Source organism: Xylophilus sp. GW821-FHT01B05, assembly GCA_038961845.1.
GTDB lineage: Bacteria > Pseudomonadota > Gammaproteobacteria > Burkholderiales > Burkholderiaceae_C > Xylophilus.
Genome location: CP152408.1, coordinates 321,798 through 346,789, shown reverse-complemented (window position 1 = coordinate 346,789; position 24,992 = coordinate 321,798). Strand labels below are relative to the sequence as shown.

Below are 24,992 nucleotides of genomic sequence, written 5' to 3'. Positions count from 1 at the left end.
CCGCAATTCCGCGCCTCGCTGGCCATGTTTGCCACCGGGGTGACCATCGTCACCGCCCGCACGCCCGAGGGTGTGCTGGTGGGGCTGACGGCCAATTCCTTCAACTCGGTGTCGCTGGAGCCGCCGCTGGTGCTGTGGAGCCTGGCGCGCAGCGCCACGTCCATGGAAGCCTTTCGCGCCGGCTCGCACTACGCGGTGAATGTGCTGGCGGCCGACCAGATGGCGCTGGCCGAGCGTTTTGCCTCGCGCAGCGCCGACCGCTGGGCCGGCACCGACTTCACCGAAGGCGCGAGCGGCGCCCCGCTGCTGACCGGTGCGGCCGCCGTGTTCGAGTGCTTCAACCGCAGCCGCTACGAGGAAGGCGACCACACCATCTTCGTCGGCGAGGTCGAAGCCTGCAGCCACCGGCCGGAGGCCTCGCCGCTGCTGTTCCACGGCGGGCGCTTTTATACGGAGCACCCGTTGTGAGCCGGCGGCTGCTGGTCCTGCAGCATTCGCCGCTGGACGGGCCCGGCAGCCTGGCGCCGTATTTCCGCGCGCGCGGCTGGCAGATCGAGCTGGTCGAGGCGGCCCATGCCGATCTGGCGCAGGTCGACCCGCTGGCGGCCGACCTGGTGCTGCCGCTGGGCTCGGCGCTGAGCGTGTACGACGAGGCGCTGTTTCCCTTCATCAGCGCCGAGCGCGCGCTGCTGGCACGCCGGCTGGCCGCTGGGCGGCCAGTGCTGGGCATCTGCTTTGGTGCGCAGCTGATCGCCTCGGCGCTGGGCAGCCGCGTCTACCGCGCGCCGCAATTGGAAGTGGGCTGGTACCCGCTGGAGCTGACGGCGGGCGGCGCCGCCTCGCCGCTGCGCCACCTGGCGCCTGAACAGGCACCAGCGGTGATGCACTGGCACCAGGACACTTTCGACTTGCCGCCCGGCACCCAACGCCTGGCGCGCAGCGCGCTGTGCGAGAACCAGGCGTTTGCGCGCGATGCGCATTTGCTGGCGCTGCAGTTCCACCCGGAAGTGACCCGCAACGGGGTCGAGGCCTGGCTGGCCGACGCGTCCTTCACGCCCGAGACGCGGGCCGAGCGCATCGCCACCATCCGCGCGGGCGCGGCGCGCTGGCAGGCGACGATGCAGGCGCAGATCGCGCGCTGCCTGGACGACTGGCTACCGGGCGCGGGCTTAGATTAAAAATGATAGCTAATAGCCCAGGCCACGCCTGAGCTAGAGGCCTTTTTTACCAATATTTTGGTATTCAGGGCGCGGCGATGGCCGGCTTGGCGGCGTCTGGCAGCTCGATCTTGACTTCGAGCACATCGAAGTTGTCCTGGTGCTCCAGGTGGACCTTGATGTCGTTGGCGTTGATCGACACGTATTTGGAGATCACGGCGATGAGTTCGCGCTGCAGGTCAGGCAGGTAGCTCGGCTTCTTGCTGTTGCCGTTGCGCTCGTGCGCCAGGATGATCTGCAGCCGCTCCTTGGCGACGCTGGCGGTCTTCTTTTTCTCTCCGAGGAAAAAGCTCAGGAAGGACATGGGGCTCACCTCCCGAACATGCGCTTGAAGAAGCCGGGCTTTTGCGCGTCAACGAAGCGCATCGGGTGCTCTTCGCCGAGGAAGCGGCCGATCACGTCCTTGTAGGCCTCGGACACATCGCTGCCCTGGGCATGGATGGCCGGCGTGCCCTGGTTGGACGACTGCAGCACGGTTTCGGACTCGGGGATGACGCCGATCAGCGGGATGCGCAGGATGTCCTGCACGTCCTGCAGCGACAGCATCTGGCCGTCTTCCACGCGGTTCGGGTTGTAGCGGGTGATCAGCAGGTGCTCTTTGATCGGCTCGCCGCCTTCGATGGCGCGCTTGGTCTTGGAGCCGAGCATGCCCAGGATGCGGTCGGAGTCGCGCACCGAGGAGACCTCGGGGTTGGTCACCACCAGCGCCTCGTCGGCAAAGTGCATGGCCATCAGCGCGCCGGTCTCGATGCCCGCGGGCGAGTCGCAGACGATGTAGTCAAAGCCCTGCGTTGCCAGCTCTTTCAGTACGCGCTCGACGCCGTCTTGCGTGAGCGCATCCTTGTCGCGGGTTTGCGAGGCGGCCAGCACGAACAGGTTCTCGCACTGCTTGTCCTTGATCAGGGCCTGGTGCAGGTTGGCCTCGCCATGGATCACGTTGATCAGGTCATACACCACGCGGCGTTCGCAGCCCATGATGAGATCGAGGTTGCGCAGACCGACATCGAAGTCGATCACCGCGGTCTTGAAGCCGCGCAGCGCGAGGCCGGAGGCGAAACTGGCGCTGGTCGTGGTTTTGCCCACGCCGCCCTTGCCGGAAGTCACCACGACGATCTTGGCCATGTTGTTGCAATCCTTCTGTTGGAGGAGGAAATAGAGGGAAGGAAGAAATTCAGAGCGGCTCGATGACGAGCTTTTCGCCAACGAGCTGGATTTTCGCCGGCTTGCCGGTGATTTCGGGCGGCAGCGGCACATCTGTGGTGCGGTAGATACCCGCAATCGACACCAGCTCGGGCTCCATGCAGGTGGCAAAGATGCGTGCCGCCGTATTGCCGCGCGCGCCGGCGATGGCCTTGCCGCGCAGCGGCGCGTAGACATGCACGTTGCCGTCGGCGATCACCTCGGCGCCATTGCTGACCGCCGCCATCACGATCAGGTCGGCATTGCGCGCATAGACCTGCTGGCCCGAGCGCAGCGGCCGGTCTATCACCATGGTGGGCAGGGCGCCGGGTTGTGCTGCCGTGGCGGCGGGCACCGGCTGTGGCGCCGGGGCTTCGCGCGGCGGCGGGGCCGGCACCTCGGGCGCCTCGGCCAGGCCGGCGGCGCGGGCGGCGGCCAGTTGCTCGGCGCGCGCACCGCGCACCGCCACCGGCACCACCTGCATGCGGCGCAGCAACTGAACCAGGGCGGGGAAGTCGACCTCGGCGCCTGCGGGCAGCACGCTCAGGTCGACCAGCACCAGGTCCTGGTCAAAGAAATCCGAGGCCTGGGACAGACGCCTTTCCAGCTCCGCCTGCAGGGCGGCGAGGTCTGCGGTGCGCAGCACGACCGCAATCAGCGGCAGGGAGGCGCTCTTCAGATCGAAACTGGCGCGGGACTTGCCCGCAATTTTGTCGGCCATGGAGGGTGCTGAGCTCGAAAGCCTGCGAGTTTAATGCCCGGGTCCGAGCGTGCCCGGAAGAGCCCCACGGGCCGCAACGCCCCGCCTGGCGCGGCATTGCGCCCCCAGGGCGACACCAAAATGTACGCCAAGGCCGAGATCTTTACACCTGCTCACCGCGCGAATGGGCCGATGCGCGCGCCACCAAGCCCGCATCAGGCCGCACGCCGGTATAGAGCGCGAACTGCTCGGCCGCCTGCAGCGCGATCACCTCGGCGCCGGTGATGACGGCGCGGCCCTGGCGGCGCGCCTCGCGCACCAGCGGGGTTTCTGATGGCAGCGCCACCACGTCGAACACGGTGTGCGCTGCGGCCACCTGCGCGGGGGCGAAGGCCAGCGCATCGGCCTCGGGGCCGCCGGCCATGCCGATGGGCGTGACGTTCACCAGCACATCCGCCGCCACGCCCGCCGGCTCGGCCTGCCAGGCGTAGCCGTGTGCAGCCGCCAGCGCGCGGCCGGCGGCGGCGTTGCGCGCCAGCACGGTGCCGTGGCCAAAGCCCGCATCCACCAGGGCCGCGAGCACAGCGCGCGCCATGCCGCCGCTGCCGCGCAGCGCCACGCGGGCACCGGCCGGCAGGCAGTGCTGCGCCAGCAGGTGCCGCACCGCCAGGTAGTCGGTGTTGTAGGCGCAGAGGCGGCCGCCCTCATTGACGATGGTGTTGACCGACTGCAGCCGCGCAGCCGAGGCGTCCAGCGCGTCGACCAGCGGGATCACCGCCTCTTTGAAGGGCATGGACACGGCGCAGCCGCGTATGCCCAGCGCCCGCACGCCGCCGATGGCCGCCGGCAGATCGGTGGTGCTGAAGGCCTTGTAGACATAGTCCAGGCCCAGCTCTTCGTACAGAAAATTGTGAAAGCGCGTGCCAATGCTGCTGGGCCGTGCCGCCAGCGAGATGCAGAGCTGCGTGTCTTTGCTGAGGCGGCGCGTCATGCTGCGGCCACCGCCGTGGGCAGGCGCTTCTTGAGCAGGCCCAGTGCGGCGCAGGTAACGGCCGTGCCGGCGGCAATCGCCAGCGCGTACAGCACCACATGGTTGACCGCGTTCGGGATGGCCAGCACAAACACGCCGCCATGCGGCGCCTGCAGGCCGATGTTCCAGTACATCGACAAGCCGCCCGCCACCGCAGCGCCGGCCACGCAGGCCGGGATCACCCGCAGCGGGTCGCGCGCAACAAACGGAATCGCGCCCTCGGTGATGAAGGCCAGGCCCAGCACCGCCACGGCGCGCGAAGCCTCGCGCTCCTCTGCACTGAAGCGGCTGCGAAACACCCAGCAGGCCAGCGCAATGCCCAGCGGCGGCACCATGCCCGCGGCCATGGTGGCGGCCATGGGGTTGGCGACACCGCTGGCGATCAAGGTGGTGGAGAACACATAGGCCGCCTTATTGACCGGGCCGCCCATGTCAAAGGCCATCATCGCGCCCAGGATCACGCCCAGCAGCACGGCGCTGCCGGTCTGCAGGCCCTTGAGCCAATCGGTCAGGCCGGCCATGGCCGCAGCCACCGGATGGCCCACCACCATGAACATCAGCACGCCGACGATGGCCGCGCCCAGCAGCGGCAGCAGCAGCACGGGCTTGAGCCCCTCCAGCCCGCGCGGCAGGCGGATCCAGCGGTTGAGCCAATGCACGGCATAGCCCGCGATAAAGCCCGCCACGATGCCGCCCAGAAAGCCCGCACCAATGGTGGTGGCGATCAGCCCGCCGATCATGCCGGGCGCAATGCCGGGCCGGTCCGCGATGGAGAAGGCGATGTAGCCCGCCAGCGCCGGCACCATCAGCGCAAAGCCGGCCTTGGCGCCGATCTGGAACAGCGTCCAGCCCAGCGTGCCCTGGTGCGCGTCGTCGTAGACATAGATGCCGCCCAGCGCAAAGGCCAGCGCGATCAGCAGGCCGCCCGCCACCACAAAAGGCAGCATGAAGGACACGCCGGTCATCAAGTGCTTGTAGGGGCCGCTGGAGGCGGCCTTGGCCGGCGCGGCGGCATCGGCCGCAGGTGCCGCGCCATGCAGCGCGGCCTCGGCCTGCGCGCGGGCAAACACCGCTGCCGCGTCATGGATCGCGGCCTTGGTGCCGGTGGCGTAGAGCCGCTTGCCGGCAAAGCGCGCGCGGTCTACCTGTGTGTCGGCCGCGATCACCACCAGGTCGGCGGCGGCGATCTCGGCCGGCGTGAGCGCGTTCTGCGCGCCGACCGAGCCCTGCGTCTCGACCCTAATCGCATGGCCCAACGCCTGCGCGCCAAGCTCCAGCGCCTCGGCCGCCATGAAGGTATGGGCCACGCCGGTCGGGCAGGAGGTGATGGCGACGATGCGCAGCGTGGTGCTGACAGCGGCCGGAGCGGCATCGAGCGCGCGGGCCAGCACGCGGTCGGCGTCGGCAAAGACTTCGGCGGCGGTGGCCTCCAGCACACGGCCTGCGGGCAAGGCGCTGCGGTCAAAGGGCGCGTCGGCCACCAGGATGATGGCTGCGGCCGGCTGGCTGGCGTCCAGCTCGCCCTGGGTGCCCAGGCGGCTGCTGGTTTGCACGGCCAGCGTGTGGCCGGCGCGGCGGGCGGCCGCCGCCAGCGCCTCGCCGATCAGGAAGCTGTGCGCCGGGCCGGCCTGGCTGGCGGCGATGGCGATGAGATGGGCCATGGTTGGATCTCCTGAATTAGAGCGGGCTCAGCCGGACCTGGCCGGCGAGCGTGTCGATATCGGCGCGCGGCGGCAGGGTGGCCGCGATGCGTTGCACGCGGGCCGCCGCGCAGGCCATGCCAAACACGGCGGCATCGGGAAAGCCACGGCCTTCGCAAAACGCGGCCAGGGTGCCGGCCACCAAGGCGTCGCCTGCGCCCACGGTGGTGGCCACGGGCACCTTCGGCGGCGTGGCGTGCCAGCTGCCACCGGCAGTGGCCAACACCGCGCCGTCGGCGCCGAGCGATACCACCACCTGCTGCACGCCCAGCGCGCACAGGCCCTGGGCCGCGCGGGCTATGGCCGGCACATCGGTGAGCGGCTGGCCGGCAAACTCTTCCAGCTCTACCCGGTTCGGCTTGAGGAAAGCCGGCAGTGCCTGCGGCGCGGCGCGGCGCAAGCCCTCCAGCACCTGGCCCAGCAACGCGCCGCCGGTGTCCAGCACCAAGTGGGCACCGCTAGCGGCCACGTCCTGCGCCAATTGCACATACAGATCGGCGCTGGTGCCCGGTGGCAGGCTGCCGGCCAGCACGCACCAGTCGCCCGGCGTGAGCTGCGTGCGCAGCACTTCGCGCAGCTGCGCCGTGGCCTGCGCCAGCGCTTCTGCACCTAAGCTGATGCCGGGCAGGTTGATGTCGGTGCTGTCGCCGCGTGCGGCATCGGCCAGCTTGATGTTGGTGCGGGTGGCGCCGGGCACGCGCAGCATGCGGTCGGCAATGCCGCGCGCGGCAAAGACGGCCTCGAACAGCGCGGCGTTGTCTGCGCCCAGCCAACCGGTGGCCGCCACCGGCACGCCCAGGCCGGCCAATACCGAGGCCACGCCCACGCCCTTGCCGCCGGCCTCCAGTTGCTGCCCATGCGCGCGGTGCACGGCACCGGGCTGCAGCGCGTCGATGCTGACGGTGAGGTCGATCGCGGGGTTGAGGGTGAGGGTCAGGACCTTGTTCATGCTGCGGCCTCCGCACGCAGCTCGGCGCCCAGCGCGCGCACCGCATCGGCGTCATCGCAGTCCAGTGCGCGCTGCGCCAGGGCCTGCAGCTCGGCCAGCGAATGGCGGCGCAGCAAGGCCTTGATGGTGCCGAGATCGCCCGTGCTCATGCTGAGTTCGTCCACGCCCAGGCCCACCAGCAGCGCCGCACCCAGCGGCTCGCCCGCCAGCCCGCCGCAAACACCCACCCAGCGGCGGTGCTTGCGGGCGCCGGCCACGGTCTGCGCCACCAGGCGCAGCACGGCGGGGTGCAGGCTGTCGGCCATGGTGGCCAGATCCGGGTGCTGGCGGTCTACCGCCAGCGTGTACTGGGTGAGGTCGTTGGTGCCGATGGAGAAGAAGTCCACCTGCGCCGCCAGCCGATCCGCCATGGCGGCGGCGGAAGGCACCTCGATCATGATGCCCAGCGGCAGCACCGGGCCATCCACCGCCAGGCGCGCGGCCTCGGCGCGGGCGCGTAGCGCATGCACTTCTTCCATGGTGCTGACCATGGGGAACATGATGGACAGCGGACCGTGCCGCGCGGCACGGTAGAGCGCGCGCAGCTGGGGCATGAACAGATCGTCGCGCAGCAGGCACAGGCGCGCGCCGCGCACGCCGAGGAAGGGGTTTTCTTCATGCGGCAGGCCCAGGTAGGGCACGTGCTTGTCGCCGCCTATGTCCAGCGTGCGCACCACCAGCGGCTGGCCGCCGAGCGCCTCGACCATGGCGCGGTAGACGGCGTACTGCGCCTCTTCGTCGGGCGCATGGTCGCGCTCCAAAAACAGAAACTCGGTACGCATCAGACCCACGCCTTCGGCGCCGGCCTCCAGCGCCGCGCGGGCCTGGTCGGCGCGGTTGGCGTTGGCGGCAATCTCGATGCGGTGGCCGTCGGTGGTGATGGCCGGTGTACGGCGGCTGGCGGCCTCTGCGGCCTGGCGTTCGGCCAGGCGCGCGATCAGGGCCTGGGCCTGCTGCAGCGCGGCCTCGGTTGGCGCCAGGTAAAGGCGGCCACGGTAGCCGTCCAGGATGGCGCGGGTGCCGGGCACCAGGCCTTCCACCGCCGGGCCGGCCGCCACCACGGCGGGCAGGCCCAGCGCGCGCGCCAGGATCGCCGTGTGGGCCGTGGGGCCGCCGCGCGCGGTGCAAAAGCCTTTCACGCGCGTGGTGTCGAGCTGGGCCGTGACCGAAGGCGCCAGGTCGTCGGCCACCAGGATGCTGTCGGCCGGCAATGCCAGCTGGGTAGCCTCGGGTTGGCCGAGCAGATGGCGCAGCACGCGTTCGCCGGCGTCTTGCAGATCGGCCGCGCGCGCGGCCAGCAAGGGATCGGGCTGGGCCTGCTGGGCTGCTACGCGCAGGGCCAGCGCCTGCTGCCAGGACCAGGCGGCGGCATGGCCTTGCACCACGCGGCGCGAGGTTTCGCGCAGCAGTTCGGCATCGGCCAGCAGGCCGGCGTGGGCGGTGAAGACACCGGCTTGTTCCGTCGCACCACGTTCGCGTGCCTCGGCGGCCAGGGCTTCCAGCCGGTCTTGCGCGGCGGACAGGGCCTGGTCCAGCGCTGCCGCTTCAACGGCGATGTCAGCGGGGCGGTCTACCGCCTCTAAACGTGGCGAAGTGGCGGCGGCGATCGTGCCAATCACCAGCCCCGGGCTGGCGGCGATGCCGGTGAGCGTGCGCGCGGCGTCTGGCTGCCAGTCGCCCAGCTCACGGCCCAGGCCTTGGGCCTGCGCCTGGCGCAGTGCGGCGCGCTCGGCCTGGCGGGTTTCCTCGGCGCCCAGGCGCTGGATGGCGTCGCGCAGCGCGGCCAATGCAGCCTCGGCGTCTTCGCCTTGCGCGGACAGGCGCAGGGCGGCGCCGCGTGCCGCGCCCAGGCCCAGCAGCTCGGCCACGCTGCGGGCGTCGGCCACGGCGTCGCCATGGCGCACGCGCAGCGCAGCACGAAAGCGCGCCGCGGTTTGCGCCCACTGGGCGGCGGGGCGGGCGTGCAGGCCGTTGGGGTAGTCCAGCACCAGGTCCTGCGCCAGCGCGAAGTCGGCCAGCGCCGGTGCGGCAGGCGCGGCGTCTTCGCCGGTGAGTGCGCGCACGATTTCGGCGGCATCGGCCGTCTGCCCCAGCGCTTGCAGGCGGGCGTCGTCGCGCATCAGGCGGGTGAGGCGGCGCAGCAGCGCGATGTGCTCGTCCGACGCGGCGGCAATCGCCACCACCAGGTGCACGCGCTGGCCGTCATCGCCCCAGGCCACGCCACCCGGCACCTGCAGCACGGCCAGGCCGGTGCGCTGTACCAGGTGCTTGTCTTCGACCATGCCGTGCGGGATCGCCAGGCCCTGGCCAAGGAAAGTGGTGGCGGTGCGCTCGCGCCGCAGCAGGCTCTCGACATAGGCGGGAGCGGCAAAGCCGGCCTGCACCAGCAGGGCGCCGGCAGCGCGGACCGCGTCGTCGCGGTCTATAGGTGCGGCGGCAAGCCGGACCTCGACGGGGGTGACCATGGGTTGTCTCCTGAAGACGATTTGGTGCAGGGCAGCACCAAATTTGGTATCGATACCAAAATTTTAAGCCGCCAATTTGGCGCTTGGCAAATGCATGCAGATCAACATAAATCCATCAATCCCTTGATTTCATTGGAGTTTGTGAACTTTGCAGCGCAACACCTATTCGGGAAAACCCCAGGGTTTTGCGTCATAAATTTGGTATCGATTCCATTTTTGGCGTGGCATCATTTCAACGTCCCAGCCCCTTCAGAGAATCCTCCGTGGCCAGCATCAAGGACGTCGCCCGCGAGGCCGGCGTATCCACCACCACCGTCTCCCGCGTTCTGAGCCAGCCCGATGCCGTGCGGCCGGCGCTGCGCGCGCGGGTGCAGCAGGTGATCGAGGCGCTGGACTACCGCCCCAACCTGGCGGCGCGCCGGCTGCGGCAGCAGCGCGCCTCATTGATCGGGCTGATCGTCTCGGACATCCGCAACCCCTTCTTCACCGACATCAGCCGCGCGGTGGAAGACATGGCCTACCGGCACGGCCTGCGCGTGATCCTGTGCAACTCGGACGAAGACCCGGCCAAGGAGCGCGCCTACCTGGAGCTGATGGCCGACGAGCAGGCCAGCGGCGTGATCCTGTCGGCCACGCCCGAGGGCCTGAAGCACCTGGCAAGCGGCCCGCGCCCGGCGGCGCCGGTGGTGCTGATCGACCGCGCGCCCGAAGCCCTGCCGGCCGACGCCGTGACGCTGGACAACAGCGCCGCCGCGCAGCGCCTGACCGAGCACTTGCTGGCGCAGGGCCACCGCCATATCGTGGCGCTGGCCGGCGCCCACAGCACCACCGGCCGCGACCGCCAACAGGGCTATGAGAACGCGATGCGCGCAGCGGGCCTGGCGCCGCAATCCGTGCCGCTGCGCCCCAGCGCCGGCGCCGGCCAGGCCGCCATGCAGGCGCTGCTGGCCGCGCCGCAGCGGCCCGACGCGGTGCTGGCCACCAACGGCCTGCTGCTGCTGGGCGTGGTGCAGGCGATGCAGGCCGCCAACCTGGCCTGGCCGCGCGACGTGGCGCTGGCCGGCTTCGACGACAACGACTGGACCACGCTGGTGCAGCCCGGCATCACCGTGATCGCCCAGCCCACCTACGACCTGGGCCGCACCGCCGCCGAGCTGCTGCTGCAGCGCATGGCCGAGCCCGCACGCGGCCCGCGCCGCATCTTGCTGGAGGGCGAATTGCGCGTGCGCGGCTCCAGCGGGCCCCGCGTGGCTTGATTCACGCGCCCACGGTACGGCGCGGTGCGGCAACCAAGGTAGCAAGCGCCAGCAGCACCAGCACGCAGGCGTAGCCATCAGTGGTGACGCTCAGCCCCACGGCATGCACCAGCACCCCGGCCAGGATGGCCGGCAGGCTGAAGGCCAGGTAGCTCAGCACATAGAAGGCCGCCATCAGCCCGCCGCGCTCATGCGGCGCCGCCAGCGGCAGCACCGCGCGCAGCGCACCCTGGAAGCCCGTGCCAAAACCCACGCCCGCCACCGCCGTGCCCAGGAAGAACAGCACGGCACCGCCGCCATGCACGCCGGCCAGGGTAATCAGCAGGCCGGCGGCCAGCGCCAGCGCGCCCAGGCGCAGCAAGGCCGGCGCAGCCCAGGCGCGCAGCAGCCATACCGCCAGCGCACCGCTGGTGGTCAGCGCAAACACCACCCAGCCGCCAGTGGTGACCGCGTCTGAGCCGGTCACCGCGCGCGCCAGCGTGGGCCCGAGCGACAGATAGAAGCCGCCCAGCGCCCAGACCGCGATGTCGATAGGCGCCACGCGCAGCAGCGCCTGCCGTGCCGCGGCCGGCACCCGGATGCGCGGCCACAGCGCGGCCAGCGCACCGGGCCGGCGGCTGACGGTCTCAGGCAGGCGCGCGGCGGCAATGGCCTGCAGCACGAACAGCAGTAGCAGCACGCCGTAGACCAGCCGCATCGGCGCCGGCGCGTACTGCACCAGCAGGCTGCTGCCGAGCGCGCCCACCGCCATGCCCTGCACCGGCGCCAGGCTGTTGAGCAGCGCGCCGCGTGCCCGGTCCACGTCCAGTACCGCAGCCGCCAGCACGCTGGCCGCCACGCCGGTGGCAAAGCCCTGCAGCAGCCGCGCCAGGATCAGCGTGGCCACGCCGTCGGCCTCGGCAAACACCAGCATGGCCACCACTTCCAGCGCCAATGCGCCCAGGACCACCGGGCGCCGCCCGACATGGTCGGACAGCGAGCCAGTGGTGAGCAGCGCCAGCAACAGGCTGAAGGCATAGACACCAAACACCAGCGTCAGCGTGCCGGCGGAGAAACCCCAGGCTTCCTGGTACAGGTGGTAGAGCGGCGTTGGCGCGCTGGACGCGGCCATGAAGGTGGCGAGCATGAGCGCATACAGCGCCAGCGCATGGCGCGGAACGCGAAGGTTTTGGTGGGCAGGCATTACACGCTCCGGCAAAATAAACGCAAAATATTTGCTTTTGCGGATTGTGCACCTATCTCATCCACTAACGCAAATATTTAGCTTTAATAGCTGGGAGACAACATGACGCTCAGAGAAGGCCTGCGCCCCGGCGGCCGCAGCGCACGGGTGCAAGAGGCCGTGCACCAGGCCACCCAGGCCCTGCTGGCAGAAACCGGCCGCGACACGCTGACCGTGCCGCAGATCGCCGCGCGCGCCGGCGTCACGCCCTCGACCATCTACCGCCGCTGGGGCGACCTGCCCCAGTTGCTGGCCGACGTGGCCCTGCGGCACATGCGCCCGGACACCGGCCCGCAAGACACCGGCACCTTGCGCAGCGACCTGGAGATCTGGGTCGACCAGTACACGGAAGAGATGTCCTCCGCCCCCGGCCGCGCCATGCTGCGCGACGTGCTGGCGGCCACCGACCAGGGCTACGCCGCCAGCCAGTGCGCCGGCATCACCCGCGCCCAGATCGAGCAGATCCTGCAACGCGCCCAGGCGCGCGGCGAGGCCGTGCCCGAGGCCGCGCTGCTGATGGAGCGCGTGGTGGCGCCTGTCGTCTACCGCATGCTGTTCGATGCCGTGGCGCTGGATACCGCCTATGGCCGTGCGCTGCTAGCGGGCTGCCTGCAGACTGTCGCCGCGTAGAATTCAATAGAAATAGGCCTCTAGCCCATACCACGACTGGGCTAATAGCTATATTTTTAATAGCTGCCAAGTTCCCGCACCGCCCCCACCCTGACCCTCCGCCCATGAGCTTCCCGCGCCGCGACCATCTCGACTCCCTTGCCGTCTCCTTGCTGCTGGCCTGCTGCCTGTTCTGGGGCTTTCAGCAGGTGCTGGTGAAGGCGACGGTGGCCGAGGTGGCGCCGGCCTTCCAGGCGGCGCTGCGCTTTGCCTTGGCGCTGGCGGTGTTGTGGGCCTGGTGCCTGTGGCGCGGTGTGCCGCTGTGGCGGCGCGACGGCTCGCTGGGGCCGGGGCTGCTGGCGGGCGCGCTGTTTGCGGGGGAGTTCGTCTGCATTTACGTGGGCCTGCAGTTCACCCATGCCTCGCGGCTGACGGTGTTTCTCTACGGCGCGCCGTTCTGGCTGGCGGTGCTGCTGCCGCGCTTTGTGCCCGGCGAGCGGCTGCGCGGCGCGCAGTGGATGGGCCTGGCCTGCGCCTTTGCCGGCGTGCTGCTGGCCCTGGGCGACGGCGGCGGCGCGGCGGCGCTGCCACGGCAGTGGCTGGGCGATCTGCTGGGCCTGCTGGCCGGGCTGCTGTGGGCGTTGACCACGGTGGTGATCCGCGCCACGCCGGTCGGCCGCATCGCGCCGGAGAAGCAGTTGTTCTACCAGGTGGGCGTGTCGGCGCTGATGTTTCCGCTGCTGTCGCTGCTGCTGCGCGAGCGCTGGGACTGGAACCTGAGCGCCTTCGCGCTGGGCTCCATCGGCGCGCAGGCGCTGGTAGGCGCCTTTGCCAGCTACCTGGCCTGGGTGTGGATGCTGGCGCACTACCCGGCCACAAAGCTGTCGGTGTTTGTCTTTCTGACGCCGGTGTCGGCATTGGTGGCCGGCGCGCTCTGGCTGGGCGAGCCGGTGACGGCTGGCTTTGTCACCGCACTGGCGCTGGTCGCGGTGGGCATCGCGCTGGTGAACCGCAAGCCGCGCGTGGCGGCGGCCACGCCTGGTCAGTAACTACCGCTGGCTGGGCCTGCGGCACCGGCCTTGAACTTGGCGGCCACCGCGTCGGCCGCATTGCGCAGCAGCAGCATGTCCATGGCCACGGCCACAAACAGCGCGCCGTTGGCCAGGCATTCACGCGCGCGCACCTCGTCGGCCATGAGAATGCCCGGCGCCTTGCCGCAGGCGCGGATGCGGCGGATCGCGTCGTCGATGGCGGTGCGCACCTCGGGGTGCGCGGCGTTGCCCGGGTGGCCCATGCTGGCCGACAGATCGGCCGGGCCGATGAAGACGCCGTCGATGCCATCCACCCCCGCGATCTCTTCGATGCGCTCCAGCGCCTCGCGCGTCTCCACCTGCACCAGCAGGCACAGCTCGCTCTCGGCGTCGCGAACATAGGCGGCGTCGCGCCCAAAGCGCGAAGCCCGCATCGAGCCGCCCATGCCGCGAATGCCGCGCGGCGCGTAGCGAATGGCGGCCACGGCGGCGCGTGCCTCGTCGGCGTTCTGCACAAAGGGCAGCAGCAGGCTTTGCGCGCCAATGTCCAGGTAGCGCTTGATCAGCACCGGATCGTTCCAGGCCGGCCGCACCACCGCCGCCGTGCGGCGCGAGGGCTCGGCATCCACCGCCTGCAGCTGCTGCAGCATCAAGGGCACGTCGCTGGGCGTGTGCTCGGTGTCGAGCAGCACCCAGTCATAGCCCGAGCCGGCGATCAGCTCGGACACATAGGGCGAAGGCAGCGTGGACCAGATGCCGATCTGCGGCGTGCCGGCCGCGAGGGCGCGTTTGAAGGTGTTGGGTGTGGGCATGGGGAGAAGTGAGAACAAGGTGCGAAACCGTACCAGTTTTCCACAGCGCGGCGCAGGCAACACAAAAGCACCAAAGGCCGCGGAGCAGGCCAAGCCAAAACATCCGCGGAACCGGCTCCGCCGGGCCACTGGATGTGCCCCCTTTAGGGGGTTGGCGAAGACACGAAGTGCGTAGCCTGGGGGTCAGCCAAAACAACAAGAGACGGTACCGAATTCACCATAGTCGGCCACGATGGTGTCGCCCTTCTGCACGTCGATCGGGCGGATGAAGGAGCCAGCCAGCACCACCTCGCCCGCCTGCAGCGTCACGCCATGGAGGTGCAGGCGATTGGCCAGCCAGGCAATGCCATAGGCCGGGTGGTTCAGCACGCCGGCGGCCAGGCCGGTTTCCTCGACCTCGCCGTTCTTGCTGACGATGGCGCCGATGCGGCGCATGTCGGCGTCGATCAGGTTGGGCTTGAAAGCGCGGCCGCCCAGCACCAGCGCGGCGTTGGCGGCGTTGTCGGAGATGGTGTCGAGCACGGTGCGGCTGCGGCCGGTGGCGGCGTCCACTCGCTGGATGCGGGCGTCGAGGATCTCCAGCGCCGGCGTGACATAGGCCGTGGCGTCGAGCACGTCGAACAGCGTGCAGTCGGGCCCGGACAGCGGCTTGTCGAGCACAAAGGCCAGCTCGGCCTCGATCTTCAATTGCAGGAAGCGCGCAGACGGGATCACCGCGCCGTCGCGGTAGAACATGTCGTCCAGCAGCGTGCCGAAATCGGGCTCGTCTATCTTCACCGCGCGCTGCATGGCCTTGGAGGTGAGGCCGATCTTGTGGCCCTTCACGCGGCGGCCGTTGCGCAGCTTCAACTGCATCCAGGCGTGCTGCACGGCGTAGGCGTCGTCCATGGTCATGCCGGGATATTCGAGCGAGAACTGGCGGCAGGCAACGCGGCTGCGCTCGGCCTCTTCCAGTTGCTGCGCGGCGCGCTCCAACTGCTCGGCGGTAAGGCTTGTGCTCATTGCTCTTTCTCCACCACGTTGCGCAGGATGCCCACGCCGCTCACCTCCACCTCGACCACGTCGCCGGGCTGCAGAAACTTGGGCGGATCAAAGCGGATGCCGGCACCGGTCGGCGTGCCGGTGGCGATGACGTCGCCGGCCTCCAGCGTGGTGAAGGTCGACAGGTAGGCAATGAGATAGGCGAAGTCGAACATCAGATGTTCAGTGGTGTCGTCTTGCCGCGCCTCGCCGTTCACGCGGGTCTGCACGCGCAGCGCGCCGTAGCCCTGCGTAAATTCGTCTGCCGTGACGATCCACGGGCCGATGGCGCCGGAGGCGTGGAAGTTCTTGCCCTGCGTGACGTTGAACTTGGCGTGGTGCACCCAGTCGCGGATGGTGCCTTCGTTGATGCAGGTCAGGCCGCCGATATGGGCCAGCGCCTGCTCGCGCGCAATGCGCCGACCGCCACGGCCGATGACGATGCCGATCTCGCCCTCGTAGTCGAGCTGCTGCGACTCATGCGGCTGCAGCAAGGCGCTGCCATCGCCCACAAACGAATCTGGCACGCGCATGAAGATGCTGGGGTACTTGGGCAGATCGCTGCCGTCCTTGTACTCGGCATTGCGGTGCGCGTAGTTCACGCCTATGCAGAAGATCTTGCGCGGCGCGGGGATGGGCAGTTGCAGTTGCACCCCGGCCAGCGCGTGGTCGGGCGCGGCGCCGTTCAGCGCGGCACGCGCCTGCTGCAGCGCGGCGTCGCCGCCTTCAAGAAAAGCCGTGACCGAGCCGAACTGCGGCAGGCGCCGACCCAGGTCAACGATGCCGGCATCGGTGGCGGCGCCCCAGCAGGGGCGGCCGGCGTGAAGAAAGCTGACGAGTTTCATGCGGGATCGAATCCAAAAAAGCGGGCGGGGTTGTCGACCAGGATCTGCTGCCGCGTGGCAGCATCAGGCGCAAAGCGGTAGAGCAGCTCCAGCAGCGCGCCCTCGTTGGGCGGCTGCTTGAGCGACACCGGGTGCGGCCAGTCGCTGCCCCAGACGCAGCGCTTGGGCGCGGCGGCGATCAGGCGCTGCGCCAGCGGCACTACGTCGTCCCAGGGTGCGCCGGTCTTGGAGATTTTTTCGGACAACGACAGCATCACCCAGAAGTTGCCGCGTTTGAACAGCTCCAGCATGCGCGCCAGCGTGGGATCGGCGTCGCCGCGCGCCGGGTCTGCGCGGCCCATGTGGTCCAGCAGCACCGGCACGTCGAGTGCCTCGAAAGCATCCAGTTGCTCCGCCATGCCCGAAGGCTCTGGCTGCACCTTGACGTACCAGCCCAGCTCCTTCACGCGGGCAAAGGCGCGCGCCTGCTCTGCGGCCGTGAAGCTGATGCCCAGCCCACCGCGCGTGAAGCGCGCGCCGCGCACGCCGGCGTCGTGCAACTGCTGCAGGTAGGCGTCGTCGCGCTCGATCAGCACCGCCGCATTGGCGCAGGCCATGTAGCGGCGCGGGCCGCTGCCGTTCAGGCCGGCCAGCGCATCCAGCACCACCGTGTGGTCGGCGCCATAGGTGGTGGCCTGCACGATCACGCCGCGCTGAATGCCCAGCGTGGCATGCAGCTGCTGCGCCACCTGCCAGGTGGCGGTGGGCATCTCGTAGGCCGCGCCTTCGCGCACCGGGTATTGCGAGCGCGGGCCAAACACGTGGAACTGGCTGTCGCAGGACAGGGCCGGCGGCAGCGGCACCGGCGCGCGTGGATGGGGGTCGAAGGGGAGGTAGTCAGGCATGGGGTTCTTGCTAGTCGATGTATGCCGTGAAGCTGCACTCGATGAGTTTTCCCATGTCGAGTTCGGGCGCCACGATGGCGTGGCGCGCGGGGCGCGATGCGGCATCGGGAAACATCTCCAGCCAGGGCACGTTGAGCGCGGGGCGCTGGCTGCGGTCCTTCATCCAGACGGTGAGCTTGACGATGTCGCCGGTGTTGCCACCAGCGGCCTCGACGATGCGGCGCACGTTGTCGAGCATGAAGCGGCACTGCGCCTCGATCGTCTCGGCCGGCTTGCCGGTGGCCGGGTCGGTGCCCAGCACGCTGCCGCTCTCCACCAGCGGCCCGATGCGGCTGGCGGCCGGGATCGGGTTCTTGTGGCTGAAGCCTTCGATGTAGATGCTGGTGCGCCGCGCGGGGGCGGCACGCCCCAGCACTACTCCGCCGTGATGTTGGCCTGCTTGATGATCGGAATCCATCGCCTGTCTTCTTTCGTGAGGAACTGGGTGAACTGTTCGGGCGTCATGCCGCGCGCCTCGGCGCCCAGGATCTGGAACTTGTCCTGCACGGCCTTGTCGGCCAGGATCTTCTGCAGCACCGTGGAGAAGCGCAGCACGATCTCCGGCGGCGTGCCCTTGGGCGCGAGGATGCCGGTGAAGGTCTCGGCCTCGAAGTCCTTGAAGCCGGCCTCTTGCAGCGTCGGTACGTCCGGCAGTTGCGGTACGCGGCGGGCCGATGTCACCGCCAGCGCGCGCGTGCGCCCTTGCTGGATGAAGGGCTGCGCCACAGACAGCTGGTCGAAGTTGAACTGCACCTGGCCGCCGAGCAGGTCGGTGGTGGCGGGCGCGTTGCCCTTGTAGTGCACGGTGGTCCATTGCGCGCCGCTCTCGCGCTGCAGGTATTCGCTCACCAGGTGGTTGGTGGTGCCGGCGCCGGGCGATGCCATGCTCAGGTGGTTGCCGGTTTTTTTGCCCTCGGCCAGCAGCTCGGCAATGGTCTTGTAGGGCGTGGACGGGTGCACCTGCAACACCAGCGGCGTGAAAGAAACCGAGCCCACCGGCACGAAGTCTTTCTTCCAGTCGTAGGCGTTGCGCTTGAAGATGACCGGCGAGAACAGGATCGGCCCGTTGGCGCCCATGAAGAAGGTGTAGCCGTCTGGCGCGGCCTTGGCCACGTATTCGCCGGCGATCATGCCGCCGGCGCCAGGCCGGTTGTCGACGATGAAGACCTGCTTGAACTGCGCCTGCAACTGTTCGCTGATGATGCGCGCGGCGCCGTCCACATTGCCGCCGGGCGGGTAAGGCAGCACCAGCCGCACCGGCTTGTCGGGCCACACCGCTTGTGCGCCGGCCAGGCCGGGTGCCAGGGTTGCGCAGACGGCAAGCAATGCCGCCGCGCAAGAGAAAGCGTGCTGTTTCAAGTCTTGTCTCCTTATGCCGGAACGCCCCGCGCAACGATGGCGCGGGATCAGCGTTCGACTCTAAGAAGGGCATGCCCGATGCTGCAATGCAATAAACCCGTTTTGTTCCATGATGCGGACTTTTATCGAAGACCGGCCGCAACGCGGCGGGCGGCGGCTGCGCACAATTGCCGTTCTGCCCCGACACCGCACACACCATGTCCATCGACGCCCGCAGCCTCAGCCCCGAAGCCACCTACCGCCTGATGAGCGGCATCGTGGTGCCGCGCCCCATTGCCTGGATCACCACGCTGTCGCCCACGGGCGTGGTCAACCTCGCGCCGTTCTCGTGCTTTACCTTTCTGTCCAACAAGCCGCCGCTGCTGGGCGTGAACATCGGCCGCAAGGCCGGGCAGCGCAAGGACACCGGCGCCAACATCCATGCGCTGGGCGAGTTCGTGGTGAACATCGGCGACGCCTCGCAGATGGTCGCCATCCACGAAAGCAGCGCCGAGCACGCGCCCGACGTGAGCGAGGCCGAGCTGCTGGGCCTGGGCACCCTGCCCTCCGAGACCGTGCGCGTGCCGCGCCTGGCCGATGCGCCGATCAGCATGGAATGCCGGCTGCAGCAGGTGATCCCGTTTGGCGACACCGGCGCTGAATTCATCGTGGGCGAGGTGCTGCGCTTTCACGTGCGCGAAGGCCTGCTGCACGACGGCAAGATCGACACCCGCGCGCTAGCCCCGGTGTGCCGCATCGGCGGCCCCAACTACGCCACGCTGGGCGAGATCGTCACGCTGCGCGGCATGCAGCAAACGCCCAAGTCGGTGCTGCGGGAGACCTCTGGTTGACTGAAGAGGCCACGGCACCCACTGGCGGCGCGCAGAGCATCCGGCGCGCGTTGGCGGTGCTGCGCATCGTCGCTGCCGGGCAAGAGCACGGCGTGCGCCTGGTCGACGTGGCCAACGCCACCGGGCTGAACCGCCCCACCGCGCACCGCATCCTGCGCGTGCTGGTGGAAGAAGGCGCGGCCGAGCAAGACAGCGCCACGCGCCGCTACATGATCGGCCGCGAGGTCTCGCTGCTGGGCCTGGCGCGGTCGGCGCGCTTCCCCATCCGCGCCATTGCCGAGCCGCACCTGCGCGAGCTGAGCCAGACCCTGGGCGACACCACTTTCATCACCATCCGCAACGGCGACGACTCGGTCTGCCTGGACCGCCAGCCCGGCAGCTACCCGATCAAGGTGCTGTCGATCGAGGTCGGCGCGCGCCGCCCGCTGGGCGTGGGCGTGAGCGGCCTGGTGCTGCTGGCCGCCCTGCCCTTCGACGAGGCGCAGGCCGTGGTGCAACGCAACGCGCGCCGCCTGCAGGCACTGCAGCTGGACCCGGCCGAACTGCTGGAGCGCGCCGCGCTGGCACGCGTGCGCGGCTACGCCTATGCCGCGCCCGGTGTGGTGCCGGGCACCTGCGCACTGGCAGTGCCGGTCTGCACCGCCGACGGCCGCACCGTGGCCGGCCTGGCCGTGACCGCCATCCGCGACCGCCTGACGGAAGAGCGCGTGCCGCGTATCGCCGAGCTGCTGGGCGAGCATGCGCGGCGCATTGCGCAGCAGGTGAATCTGCGCGGGCGGGCGCGGCGGTGAACTATCAAATGCATAGCTACTAGCTCAGGCAGTACCTGGGCTAGAGGCATATTTCCCTCACAAACTGCGCACCAACACTTCCCCAGGCCGCGCGCCCGTGGCGCCAAGCCCATCCCACACCCGCTGCCCATTGACCCACACGCCTTCAATGCCCACGCTGGTCTGCAGCGGCTGCTCGAAGGTGGCGCGGTCGGCCACGCGTGCCGGGTCGAGCAGGGTCAGGTCGGCGCGCATGCCGGGGCGCAGCACACCGCGGTCGGGCAGGCCGTAGTAGTGCGCGGCCAGGCCGGTCATCTTGTGGATGGCGGCCTCCAGCGTGAGCACGCCGCGTTCGCGCACCAGGGTGCGCAACACGTTGGTGAAAGTGCCCCACTGGCGCGGGTGCGGGTGCTGGTCGAAAGGCAGGCCGTCGGAGCCGACCATGCCGCGCGGGTGGCACATGATGCGTTCCACGTCGCCCTCGTCCATCAGGAAGTAGATGGCACCGGCGGGGGCCAATCGCTCCAGCGTTCCCTGCTCGTCCAGGCCCAGCTCGCGCTGCACGTCGGCGAAGTCGCGGCCCTGCGCGGCCGGGTAGCCGCGCGACCAGGTGACCAGGGTGCGGCGCGCAATGCGCACCCGGTCCAGCCGCAGCATGGTGGAGGTGGCCGGGTAGGGGTGGCAGTCCAGGCACACCGGCTGCAGCGCGGCGGCGCGGTCGATGTGCGCCAGGGTCTCGCGCGAGCGGCCATGGTTGCGGCCGCCGGCCAGCTTGTGGTGCGAGAAGACCACCAGGCAGCCCAGCGCGCGCCCGATCTCCAGCGCCTCGTCCATGGCCGGCACGATGTGGTCGGCCTCGTCGCGCAGGTGCGTGGCATACAGGCCCTGGCGGCCGCGCAGCGGCGCGCCGACGGCGATGATTTCTTCCGTCGGCGCATGTGCCGCCGGCGGGTAGAAGGTGCCGGTAGACATGCCAAAGGCACCGGCCTCCAGCGCCTCGGCCAGCAGGCGCTGCATGTGCTGCGTTTCTTCTGCGTTGGCGGGGCGCTGCGTGTCGGCCATGGCGGCCACGCGCAAGGTGGTGTGGCCCACCAGCGGCACCACGTTGACCGCTGCCGGCGCCTGCCGCAGCGCGTCAATCCACGCGGCAAAGCTGGCAAAGCGAAACAGCTCGGCGGGCCCGAGCAGATCCAGCGGCTGCGGCACACTGGCACGCACCAGCGGCGCCAGGCTGATGCCGCAGTTGCCGGTGACGACGGTGGTGATGCCCTGCGACACCTTGGGCAGCATCTCCGGGTGCACCAGCAGGTAGCCGTCGTCGTGGGTGTGCGAATCGATGAAGCCGGGCGCCAGCACGCGGCCGCTGATGTCCTGCACCGGCACGTCTTGCGGCATGTCGGCGGCATTGCCAATGGCGGCGATGTGCGCGCCCTCCAGCAGCAGGTCGGCACGCCGGCCCGGCGCACCCGTGCCATCGATGAGGGTGCCGCCGCGCAGCAGCAGCCGGGTGTCCTGCGTTGTACCGGGCATCAGTCGAGCTTCTCGATCTGGGCCTTCTCGATCAGTTGGCCCCAGCGCTGGGTTTCGCTGTTGATCAGGCGCTGGAAGTCTTCCGGCGAGCCATCGGCCGGCACCGCGCCGAGCTTGGCCAGGCCTTCGCGCACGGCGGGTGTTTTGAGCGCGGCGCGGATGGCGGCGTTGAGCTTGTCGACCACTTCGCGCGGCGTGCCGTGCGGGGCGACCACGCCGCCCCAGGCGATGGTCTCGTAGCCCTTCAGGCCGGATTCGTCCAGCGTGGGCACCTCGGGCAGGATGGGCAGGCGCTGCAGGCTGCTGACGCCCAGCGCGCGCACCTTGCCGGCGCCAATCAGCGAGCCGACCTCGGACGAGTTGGCGAACAGGTAATCGATGCGCCCGCCCAGCAAGTCCTGCAGCGCGGCCGGGCCGCCGTTGTAGGGCACGTAGAGCACGTCGATGCCGGCCATGCTGCGGAACAGCTCGCCGCCCATGTGGCCGGTGGTGCCTATGCCCGGCGCGCCAAAGGACAGCTTGCCCGGCGACTTGCGCGCGGCATCCACCAACTGGCCCATGCTTTGGTAAGGCGACTCCTTGCGCACGATCAGCACGTTGTAGAGGTTGAAGGCCGGCGCCACCGGCTGCAGGTCGCGGTCCACGTCGTAGGGCAGCTTCTTGAACAGCGAGCGGTTCACCGCCAGCGTGTTGACGTTGCCGTAGCCAATCGTGTAGCCGTCGGCGGGCTTGCCCTTGATCTGCAGAATGCCGATGTTGCCGGCCGCGCCCGGCCGGTTGTCCACCACCACGGCCACGCCCAGGCTCTTGGCCAGCTCGGTGGTCAGCAGGCGCGACAGCACATCGGGCGAGCCGCCAGCGGCCGAGGGCACAATGAAAGTGATGGTCTTGTCTGGCCAGGCGGCCATGGCGGGCAGCGCGGCACAGAGCAGGCCGGTGGCCGCAGCAAGCGATGCGGCCCAGCGGGGAAGAGGGGTTCGGAACATGGTGCGGTCTTTCTGCCGGAACGCCGGCCGGGTGGGTTTCTTTTTTCAGACTAGCTGCGCCGCGCCAAAACGCCTCATCCAAAAATGTCCCAAGCCCATAAGGGTTCGTTATCGCGCAGGCCTGTGGGCACGGAACCTGCGTCCAACTTTTCACAACATGGACAAGCTCTGGACTGACGACGAAACCCCCACCGGCAGCGGCCCGCGGCGCCCGCTCAACCTGCGGCAGATCGAGGTGTTTCGCGCCATCATGGTGGCCGGCTCGGTCAGCGGCGCGGGCCGGCTGCTGCATGTGTCGCAGCCCGCCATCAGCCGCGTGCTGGCGCTGACCGAAAGCCGCCTGGGCTTCCAGCTGTTCGAGCGCAAGCAGACCCGCTTTGCGCCCACGCCTGAGGCGCGCCGCCTGTTCACCGAGGTCGAGGGCCTCTACCAGGGCGTGCAGCGCGTCAACGACCTGGCCACCAACCTGGCGCGCAGCGGCGCCGGCAGCCTGCGCATCGTCTCCAGCGCCAGCCTGGGCGAGCGCCTGGTGCCGCTGGCGCTGCAGCGCTTCGAGAAGCGCAACCCGGGCGTGCGCATCAACTTTCGCAACGTCACCTACGACGAGCTGACCACGCGCTTTCTCACCGGCGACGCCGACATCGGCATATCGCTGCTGCCGCCCGAGCACGCCAGCCTGGCCGCCGACGAGCTGGGCCAGGACGAGGTCGTGTGCCTGATGGCGCCCGACCACCCGCTGGCCGGCCAGCCCGTGGTCAACGCCCAGGCGCTGGCCGGCACGCGCTGGATCGGCTACCCCGCGGCCACGCCGCTGGGCCACTTGCTCACTGAACTGCTCGGCGCCGACCTGGCCGCCTCGGCCCAGGTGCAGGTGCATTCGCCCATGACCGCCATCGCCTTCGCACAACAGGGCCTGGGCGCGGCCCTGGTGGACCGCTGGAGCTTGCCGGTAGCGCTGCGCCCCGGCATGGTGGTGCGGCCATTGCAGCCCACGCCCACGGTGGCGGTGTGGGCCACCTACTCCAAGCTCGAATCCCTGCCACTGCTGGCGCGCCGCTTTCTGGCCGCCGTGAGCTGGGTGCTGCGGCACGAGCAGCCATCGGATTTTGTGGAAACGCCATAACCTGAGGCTATCTGGCGATTGGCACTGCAGTGCCCGCAAAGCCTTGCGCCATGCGGGTTTGCGGCCATCGGCAGGTGCTTGAAGACAGGGCCGGCCAGCGCGCGCCGGCGGGTAGCGCCGGGCACGTGCCGCCGGCATGATCCGCGCATCGACAACAGCCTGAGTGCCCGCGCCATGACCACAGCCCAGCCCCGCAAGATCGGCCTTGCCGTTGCCCAGATGGGCCCGGTCCACCTCCACGACAGCCGCGCCGCCGTGGTCGCGCGCCTGCTGGAGATGCTGCGCGAGGCCAAGTCGCGCCAGGCCGACCTGGTGGTGTTCCCCGAGCTGGCGCTGACCACCTTCTTCCCGCGCTACTGGATGAGCGACGAAGAAGCGCGCGAGCGCTTCTTCGAGGCGCAAATGCCCAACGCCGCGGTGCAGCCGCTGTTTGACGAAGCGCGCCGCCTGGGCATTGGCTTCTACCTGGGCTATGCCGAACTCACGCCCGAAGGCCGACCCTACAACACCGCGATCCTGGTGGACAAGCAGGCCAACATCATTGGCAAGTACCGCAAGGTGCACCTGCCCGGCCACACCGAGCACAAGCCGGATGCGCCCTTCCAGCATCTGGAGAAGAAGTTCTTCGACGTCGGCGACCGCCCCTGGGGCGTGTGGGACGCGATGGGCGCCAAGGTCGGCATGGCCCTGTGCAACGACCGCCGCTGGCCCGAGACCTGGCGCGTCATGTCGCTGCAGAGCGCCGAGGTCGTGGTGCTGGGCTACAACACGCCGTCCGAGAACATCCACTGGCCCGAGCCGGTGCACCTGCGCATGCACCACCACCTGATCACCCTGCAGGCCAGTGCTTACCAGAACTGCGTCTGGGCCGCGGCGGCCGCCAAGTGCGGGCGCGAGGACGGCTTTCACATGATCGGCGGCTCGGTCATCGTTGCGCCCACCGGCGAGATCGCCGCGCAGGCCAGCACGGAAGACGACGAGGTCATCAGCGTGCAGGCCAACCTGGACCTGGCTGCGGCCTTCCGTCACAACGTGTTCGACTTTGCACGGCATCGGAGGCCGGAGCATTATGGGTTGATTGTGGAGAGGACGGGGCCGGGGGAGCCGTTGGAGCAATTGCCGCTGTAGAGACTCAAGGTCTTTGAGATATCTCGGCTCTGCTTGCCTTGCGGGCGGCGGGTGCCGGGAGTTCGCCCCGGCGGGCGAGTAACTTTCTCTTGTGTCGCCAAGAGAAAGTCACCAAAGAGAAGGCGACCCCGCTGTGGCGGTCCGGCTTTGCCGGACTGCTCTGCGGTGCTCAGAGTCAGCAGGCGGCTGCGGAACTCGCCTTCGGCTCAAACAGTCCTCGCCGTCCCTTCGCTTCGCTACGGGCAACCTGCCGACTCCTCCGCTCCTCG

Annotated in this window: 25 protein-coding genes; 9 read left to right on the top strand and 16 right to left on the bottom strand. The window is 69.5% G+C overall.

Annotation, left to right across the window (positions count from 1 at the left end; genetic code table 11):
- The first annotated feature begins 24 nt into the window (after window positions 1-24).
- Window positions 25-468 (top strand): flavin reductase family protein, encoded by a 444-nt coding sequence (locus AAFF27_01625; GenBank protein ID XAH26361.1) that lies wholly within the window; start codon window positions 25-27, stop codon window positions 466-468.
- Window positions 465-1,178, top strand: coding sequence for a gamma-glutamyl-gamma-aminobutyrate hydrolase family protein (locus tag AAFF27_01620; GenBank protein ID XAH23911.1), 714 nt, complete (start codon window positions 465-467; stop codon window positions 1,176-1,178). Before AAFF27_01625 ends, AAFF27_01620 begins: the two co-directional genes overlap by 4 nt.
- Window positions 1,179-1,242: 64 nt before the next feature.
- Here the strand turns inward: AAFF27_01620 and minE are convergent, their stop codons facing one another.
- From minE to ptsP, 7 genes are all read right to left on the bottom strand, one after another.
- A complete protein-coding gene (gene minE / locus AAFF27_01615; GenBank protein XAH23910.1) occupies window positions 1,243-1,521 on the bottom strand; it encodes a cell division topological specificity factor MinE in 279 nt (92 codons plus the stop codon).
- Between the two features lie 5 nt (window positions 1,522-1,526).
- Window positions 1,527-2,339 carry a septum site-determining protein MinD gene (gene minD, locus AAFF27_01610; protein XAH23909.1) on the bottom strand — a complete coding sequence of 271 codons (813 nt, stop codon included), beginning with the start codon at window positions 2,337-2,339 and terminating at the stop codon, window positions 1,527-1,529.
- A 49-nt stretch (window positions 2,340-2,388) separates the two neighbouring features.
- On the bottom strand, window positions 2,389-3,117 hold the full coding sequence (gene minC, locus AAFF27_01605; protein XAH23908.1) for a septum site-determining protein MinC: 729 nt from the start codon (window positions 3,115-3,117) through the stop codon (window positions 2,389-2,391).
- Between the two features lie 142 nt (window positions 3,118-3,259).
- Window positions 3,260-4,087, bottom strand: a complete 828-nt coding sequence (locus AAFF27_01600) for a shikimate 5-dehydrogenase (GenBank protein XAH23907.1) — start codon at window positions 4,085-4,087, stop codon at window positions 3,260-3,262.
- The gene (locus AAFF27_01595) at window positions 4,084-5,787 is read right to left on the bottom strand and encodes a fructose-specific PTS transporter subunit EIIC (GenBank protein ID XAH23906.1); all 1,704 of its coding nucleotides are present in this window, start codon (window positions 5,785-5,787) and stop codon (window positions 4,084-4,086) included. Before AAFF27_01595 ends, AAFF27_01600 begins: the two co-directional genes overlap by 4 nt.
- Window positions 5,788-5,803: 16 nt before the next feature.
- Window positions 5,804-6,775 (bottom strand): 1-phosphofructokinase, encoded by a 972-nt coding sequence (gene pfkB / locus AAFF27_01590; protein XAH23905.1) that lies wholly within the window; start codon window positions 6,773-6,775, stop codon window positions 5,804-5,806.
- The gene (gene ptsP, locus AAFF27_01585) at window positions 6,772-9,279 is read right to left on the bottom strand and encodes a phosphoenolpyruvate--protein phosphotransferase (GenBank protein XAH23904.1); all 2,508 of its coding nucleotides are present in this window, start codon (window positions 9,277-9,279) and stop codon (window positions 6,772-6,774) included. The genes pfkB and ptsP overlap by 4 nt, the downstream gene beginning before the upstream one ends.
- A 263-nt stretch (window positions 9,280-9,542) precedes the next feature.
- On the opposite strand from ptsP, the gene AAFF27_01580 reads away from it, so the two are divergent.
- Window positions 9,543-10,535 (top strand): LacI family DNA-binding transcriptional regulator, encoded by a 993-nt coding sequence (locus AAFF27_01580; GenBank protein ID XAH23903.1) that lies wholly within the window; start codon window positions 9,543-9,545, stop codon window positions 10,533-10,535.
- Between the two features lies 1 nt (window position 10,536).
- On the opposite strand, the gene AAFF27_01575 is transcribed toward AAFF27_01580, so the two are convergent.
- A complete protein-coding gene (locus AAFF27_01575; protein XAH23902.1) occupies window positions 10,537-11,718 on the bottom strand; it encodes an MFS transporter in 1,182 nt (393 codons plus the stop codon).
- A gap of 102 nt (window positions 11,719-11,820) precedes the next feature.
- Between AAFF27_01575 and AAFF27_01570 the strand changes: the two genes are divergently transcribed.
- Window positions 11,821-12,387, top strand: coding sequence for a TetR/AcrR family transcriptional regulator (locus AAFF27_01570; GenBank protein XAH23901.1), 567 nt, complete (start codon window positions 11,821-11,823; stop codon window positions 12,385-12,387).
- A gap of 104 nt (window positions 12,388-12,491) precedes the next feature.
- Entirely contained in the window at window positions 12,492-13,415 is a 924-nt protein-coding gene (locus tag AAFF27_01565) for a DMT family transporter (GenBank protein ID XAH23900.1), read from the top strand.
- Here AAFF27_01565 and AAFF27_01560 read toward each other — a convergent pair.
- The 6 genes from AAFF27_01560 to AAFF27_01535 all read right to left on the bottom strand — a co-directional run bounded on the left by AAFF27_01560 (window position 13,409) and on the right by AAFF27_01535 (window position 18,323).
- Window positions 13,409-14,209: an aldolase/citrate lyase family protein gene (locus tag AAFF27_01560; GenBank protein ID XAH23899.1), complete on the bottom strand. Its 801-nt coding sequence runs from the start codon at window positions 14,207-14,209 to the stop codon at window positions 13,409-13,411. The two genes, AAFF27_01565 and AAFF27_01560, sit on opposite strands and share 7 nt — an antisense overlap.
- Before the next feature lie 183 nt (window positions 14,210-14,392).
- Window positions 14,393-15,211: a 2-oxo-hept-4-ene-1,7-dioate hydratase gene (gene hpaH, locus AAFF27_01555; GenBank protein ID XAH23898.1), complete on the bottom strand. Its 819-nt coding sequence runs from the start codon at window positions 15,209-15,211 to the stop codon at window positions 14,393-14,395.
- A complete protein-coding gene (locus AAFF27_01550; protein XAH23897.1) occupies window positions 15,208-16,074 on the bottom strand; it encodes a fumarylacetoacetate hydrolase family protein in 867 nt (288 codons plus the stop codon). The genes hpaH and AAFF27_01550 overlap by 4 nt, the downstream gene beginning before the upstream one ends.
- Window positions 16,071-16,958 (bottom strand): amidohydrolase family protein, encoded by an 888-nt coding sequence (locus AAFF27_01545; GenBank protein XAH23896.1) that lies wholly within the window; start codon window positions 16,956-16,958, stop codon window positions 16,071-16,073. The genes AAFF27_01550 and AAFF27_01545 overlap by 4 nt, the downstream gene beginning before the upstream one ends.
- 10 nt (window positions 16,959-16,968) lie before the next feature.
- Complete coding sequence (locus AAFF27_01540; GenBank protein ID XAH23895.1) at window positions 16,969-17,415, bottom strand: RidA family protein; 447 nt, start codon at window positions 17,413-17,415, stop codon at window positions 16,969-16,971.
- Complete coding sequence (locus AAFF27_01535) at window positions 17,373-18,323, bottom strand: tripartite tricarboxylate transporter substrate binding protein (GenBank protein ID XAH26360.1); 951 nt, start codon at window positions 18,321-18,323, stop codon at window positions 17,373-17,375. Before AAFF27_01535 ends, AAFF27_01540 begins: the two co-directional genes overlap by 43 nt.
- A 230-nt stretch (window positions 18,324-18,553) precedes the next feature.
- Between AAFF27_01535 and AAFF27_01530 the strand changes: the two genes are divergently transcribed.
- Together AAFF27_01530 and AAFF27_01525 are read left to right on the top strand one after the other, a co-directional pair.
- A complete protein-coding gene (locus tag AAFF27_01530) occupies window positions 18,554-19,186 on the top strand; it encodes a flavin reductase family protein (protein ID XAH23894.1) in 633 nt (210 codons plus the stop codon).
- Window positions 19,183-19,977, top strand: coding sequence for an IclR family transcriptional regulator (locus tag AAFF27_01525; GenBank protein ID XAH23893.1), 795 nt, complete (start codon window positions 19,183-19,185; stop codon window positions 19,975-19,977). The genes AAFF27_01530 and AAFF27_01525 overlap by 4 nt, the downstream gene beginning before the upstream one ends.
- Before the next feature lie 57 nt (window positions 19,978-20,034).
- Here the strand turns inward: AAFF27_01525 and AAFF27_01520 are convergent, their stop codons facing one another.
- Complete coding sequence (locus AAFF27_01520) at window positions 20,035-21,486, bottom strand: D-aminoacylase (protein XAH23892.1); 1,452 nt, start codon at window positions 21,484-21,486, stop codon at window positions 20,035-20,037.
- On the bottom strand, window positions 21,486-22,394 hold the full coding sequence (locus tag AAFF27_01515; protein ID XAH26359.1) for a tripartite tricarboxylate transporter substrate binding protein: 909 nt from the start codon (window positions 22,392-22,394) through the stop codon (window positions 21,486-21,488). The genes AAFF27_01520 and AAFF27_01515 overlap by 1 nt, the downstream gene beginning before the upstream one ends.
- Window positions 22,395-22,629: 235 nt before the next feature.
- Between AAFF27_01515 and AAFF27_01510 the strand changes: the two genes are divergently transcribed.
- The gene (locus tag AAFF27_01510) at window positions 22,630-23,595 is read left to right on the top strand and encodes a LysR family transcriptional regulator (protein XAH23891.1); all 966 of its coding nucleotides are present in this window, start codon (window positions 22,630-22,632) and stop codon (window positions 23,593-23,595) included.
- A gap of 174 nt (window positions 23,596-23,769) precedes the next feature.
- Window positions 23,770-24,723 carry an N-carbamoyl-D-amino-acid hydrolase gene (locus AAFF27_01505; GenBank protein XAH23890.1) on the top strand — a complete coding sequence of 318 codons (954 nt, stop codon included), beginning with the start codon at window positions 23,770-23,772 and terminating at the stop codon, window positions 24,721-24,723.
- The last annotated feature ends 269 nt before the right edge of the window (window positions 24,724-24,992 follow it).

What these genes read in the sequence shown, in the direction of transcription:
- AAFF27_01625 (XAH26361.1), top strand. Translation starts at nt 25, where the DNA reads ATGTTTGCCACCGGGGTGACCATCGTCACCGCCCGCACGCCCGAGGGT.
- minE (XAH23910.1), bottom strand. Translation starts at nt 1,521, where the DNA reads ATGTCCTTCCTGAGCTTTTTCCTCGGAGAGAAAAAGAAGACCGCCAGC.
- minD (XAH23909.1), bottom strand. Translation starts at nt 2,339, where the DNA reads ATGGCCAAGATCGTCGTGGTGACTTCCGGCAAGGGCGGCGTGGGCAAA.
- minC (XAH23908.1), bottom strand. Translation starts at nt 3,117, where the DNA reads ATGGCCGACAAAATTGCGGGCAAGTCCCGCGCCAGTTTCGATCTGAAG.
- AAFF27_01600 (XAH23907.1), bottom strand. Translation starts at nt 4,087, where the DNA reads ATGACGCGCCGCCTCAGCAAAGACACGCAGCTCTGCATCTCGCTGGCG.
- AAFF27_01595 (XAH23906.1), bottom strand. Translation starts at nt 5,787, where the DNA reads ATGGCCCATCTCATCGCCATCGCCGCCAGCCAGGCCGGCCCGGCGCAC.
- pfkB (XAH23905.1), bottom strand. Translation starts at nt 6,775, where the DNA reads ATGAACAAGGTCCTGACCCTCACCCTCAACCCCGCGATCGACCTCACC.
- ptsP (XAH23904.1), bottom strand. Translation starts at nt 9,279, where the DNA reads ATGGTCACCCCCGTCGAGGTCCGGCTTGCCGCCGCACCTATAGACCGC.
- AAFF27_01575 (XAH23902.1), bottom strand. Translation starts at nt 11,718, where the DNA reads ATGCCTGCCCACCAAAACCTTCGCGTTCCGCGCCATGCGCTGGCGCTG.
- AAFF27_01570 (XAH23901.1), top strand. Translation starts at nt 11,821, where the DNA reads ATGACGCTCAGAGAAGGCCTGCGCCCCGGCGGCCGCAGCGCACGGGTG.
- AAFF27_01565 (XAH23900.1), top strand. Translation starts at nt 12,492, where the DNA reads ATGAGCTTCCCGCGCCGCGACCATCTCGACTCCCTTGCCGTCTCCTTG.
- AAFF27_01560 (XAH23899.1), bottom strand. Translation starts at nt 14,209, where the DNA reads ATGCCCACACCCAACACCTTCAAACGCGCCCTCGCGGCCGGCACGCCG.
- hpaH (XAH23898.1), bottom strand. Translation starts at nt 15,211, where the DNA reads ATGAGCACAAGCCTTACCGCCGAGCAGTTGGAGCGCGCCGCGCAGCAA.
- AAFF27_01550 (XAH23897.1), bottom strand. Translation starts at nt 16,074, where the DNA reads ATGAAACTCGTCAGCTTTCTTCACGCCGGCCGCCCCTGCTGGGGCGCC.
- AAFF27_01545 (XAH23896.1), bottom strand. Translation starts at nt 16,958, where the DNA reads ATGCCTGACTACCTCCCCTTCGACCCCCATCCACGCGCGCCGGTGCCG.
- AAFF27_01540 (XAH23895.1), bottom strand. Translation starts at nt 17,415, where the DNA reads ATGGATTCCGATCATCAAGCAGGCCAACATCACGGCGGAGTAGTGCTG.
- AAFF27_01530 (XAH23894.1), top strand. Translation starts at nt 18,554, where the DNA reads ATGTCCATCGACGCCCGCAGCCTCAGCCCCGAAGCCACCTACCGCCTG.
- AAFF27_01520 (XAH23892.1), bottom strand. Translation starts at nt 21,486, where the DNA reads ATGCCCGGTACAACGCAGGACACCCGGCTGCTGCTGCGCGGCGGCACC.
- AAFF27_01515 (XAH26359.1), bottom strand. Translation starts at nt 22,394, where the DNA reads ATGGCCGCCTGGCCAGACAAGACCATCACTTTCATTGTGCCCTCGGCC.
- AAFF27_01510 (XAH23891.1), top strand. Translation starts at nt 22,630, where the DNA reads ATGGACAAGCTCTGGACTGACGACGAAACCCCCACCGGCAGCGGCCCG.
- AAFF27_01505 (XAH23890.1), top strand. Translation starts at nt 23,770, where the DNA reads ATGACCACAGCCCAGCCCCGCAAGATCGGCCTTGCCGTTGCCCAGATG.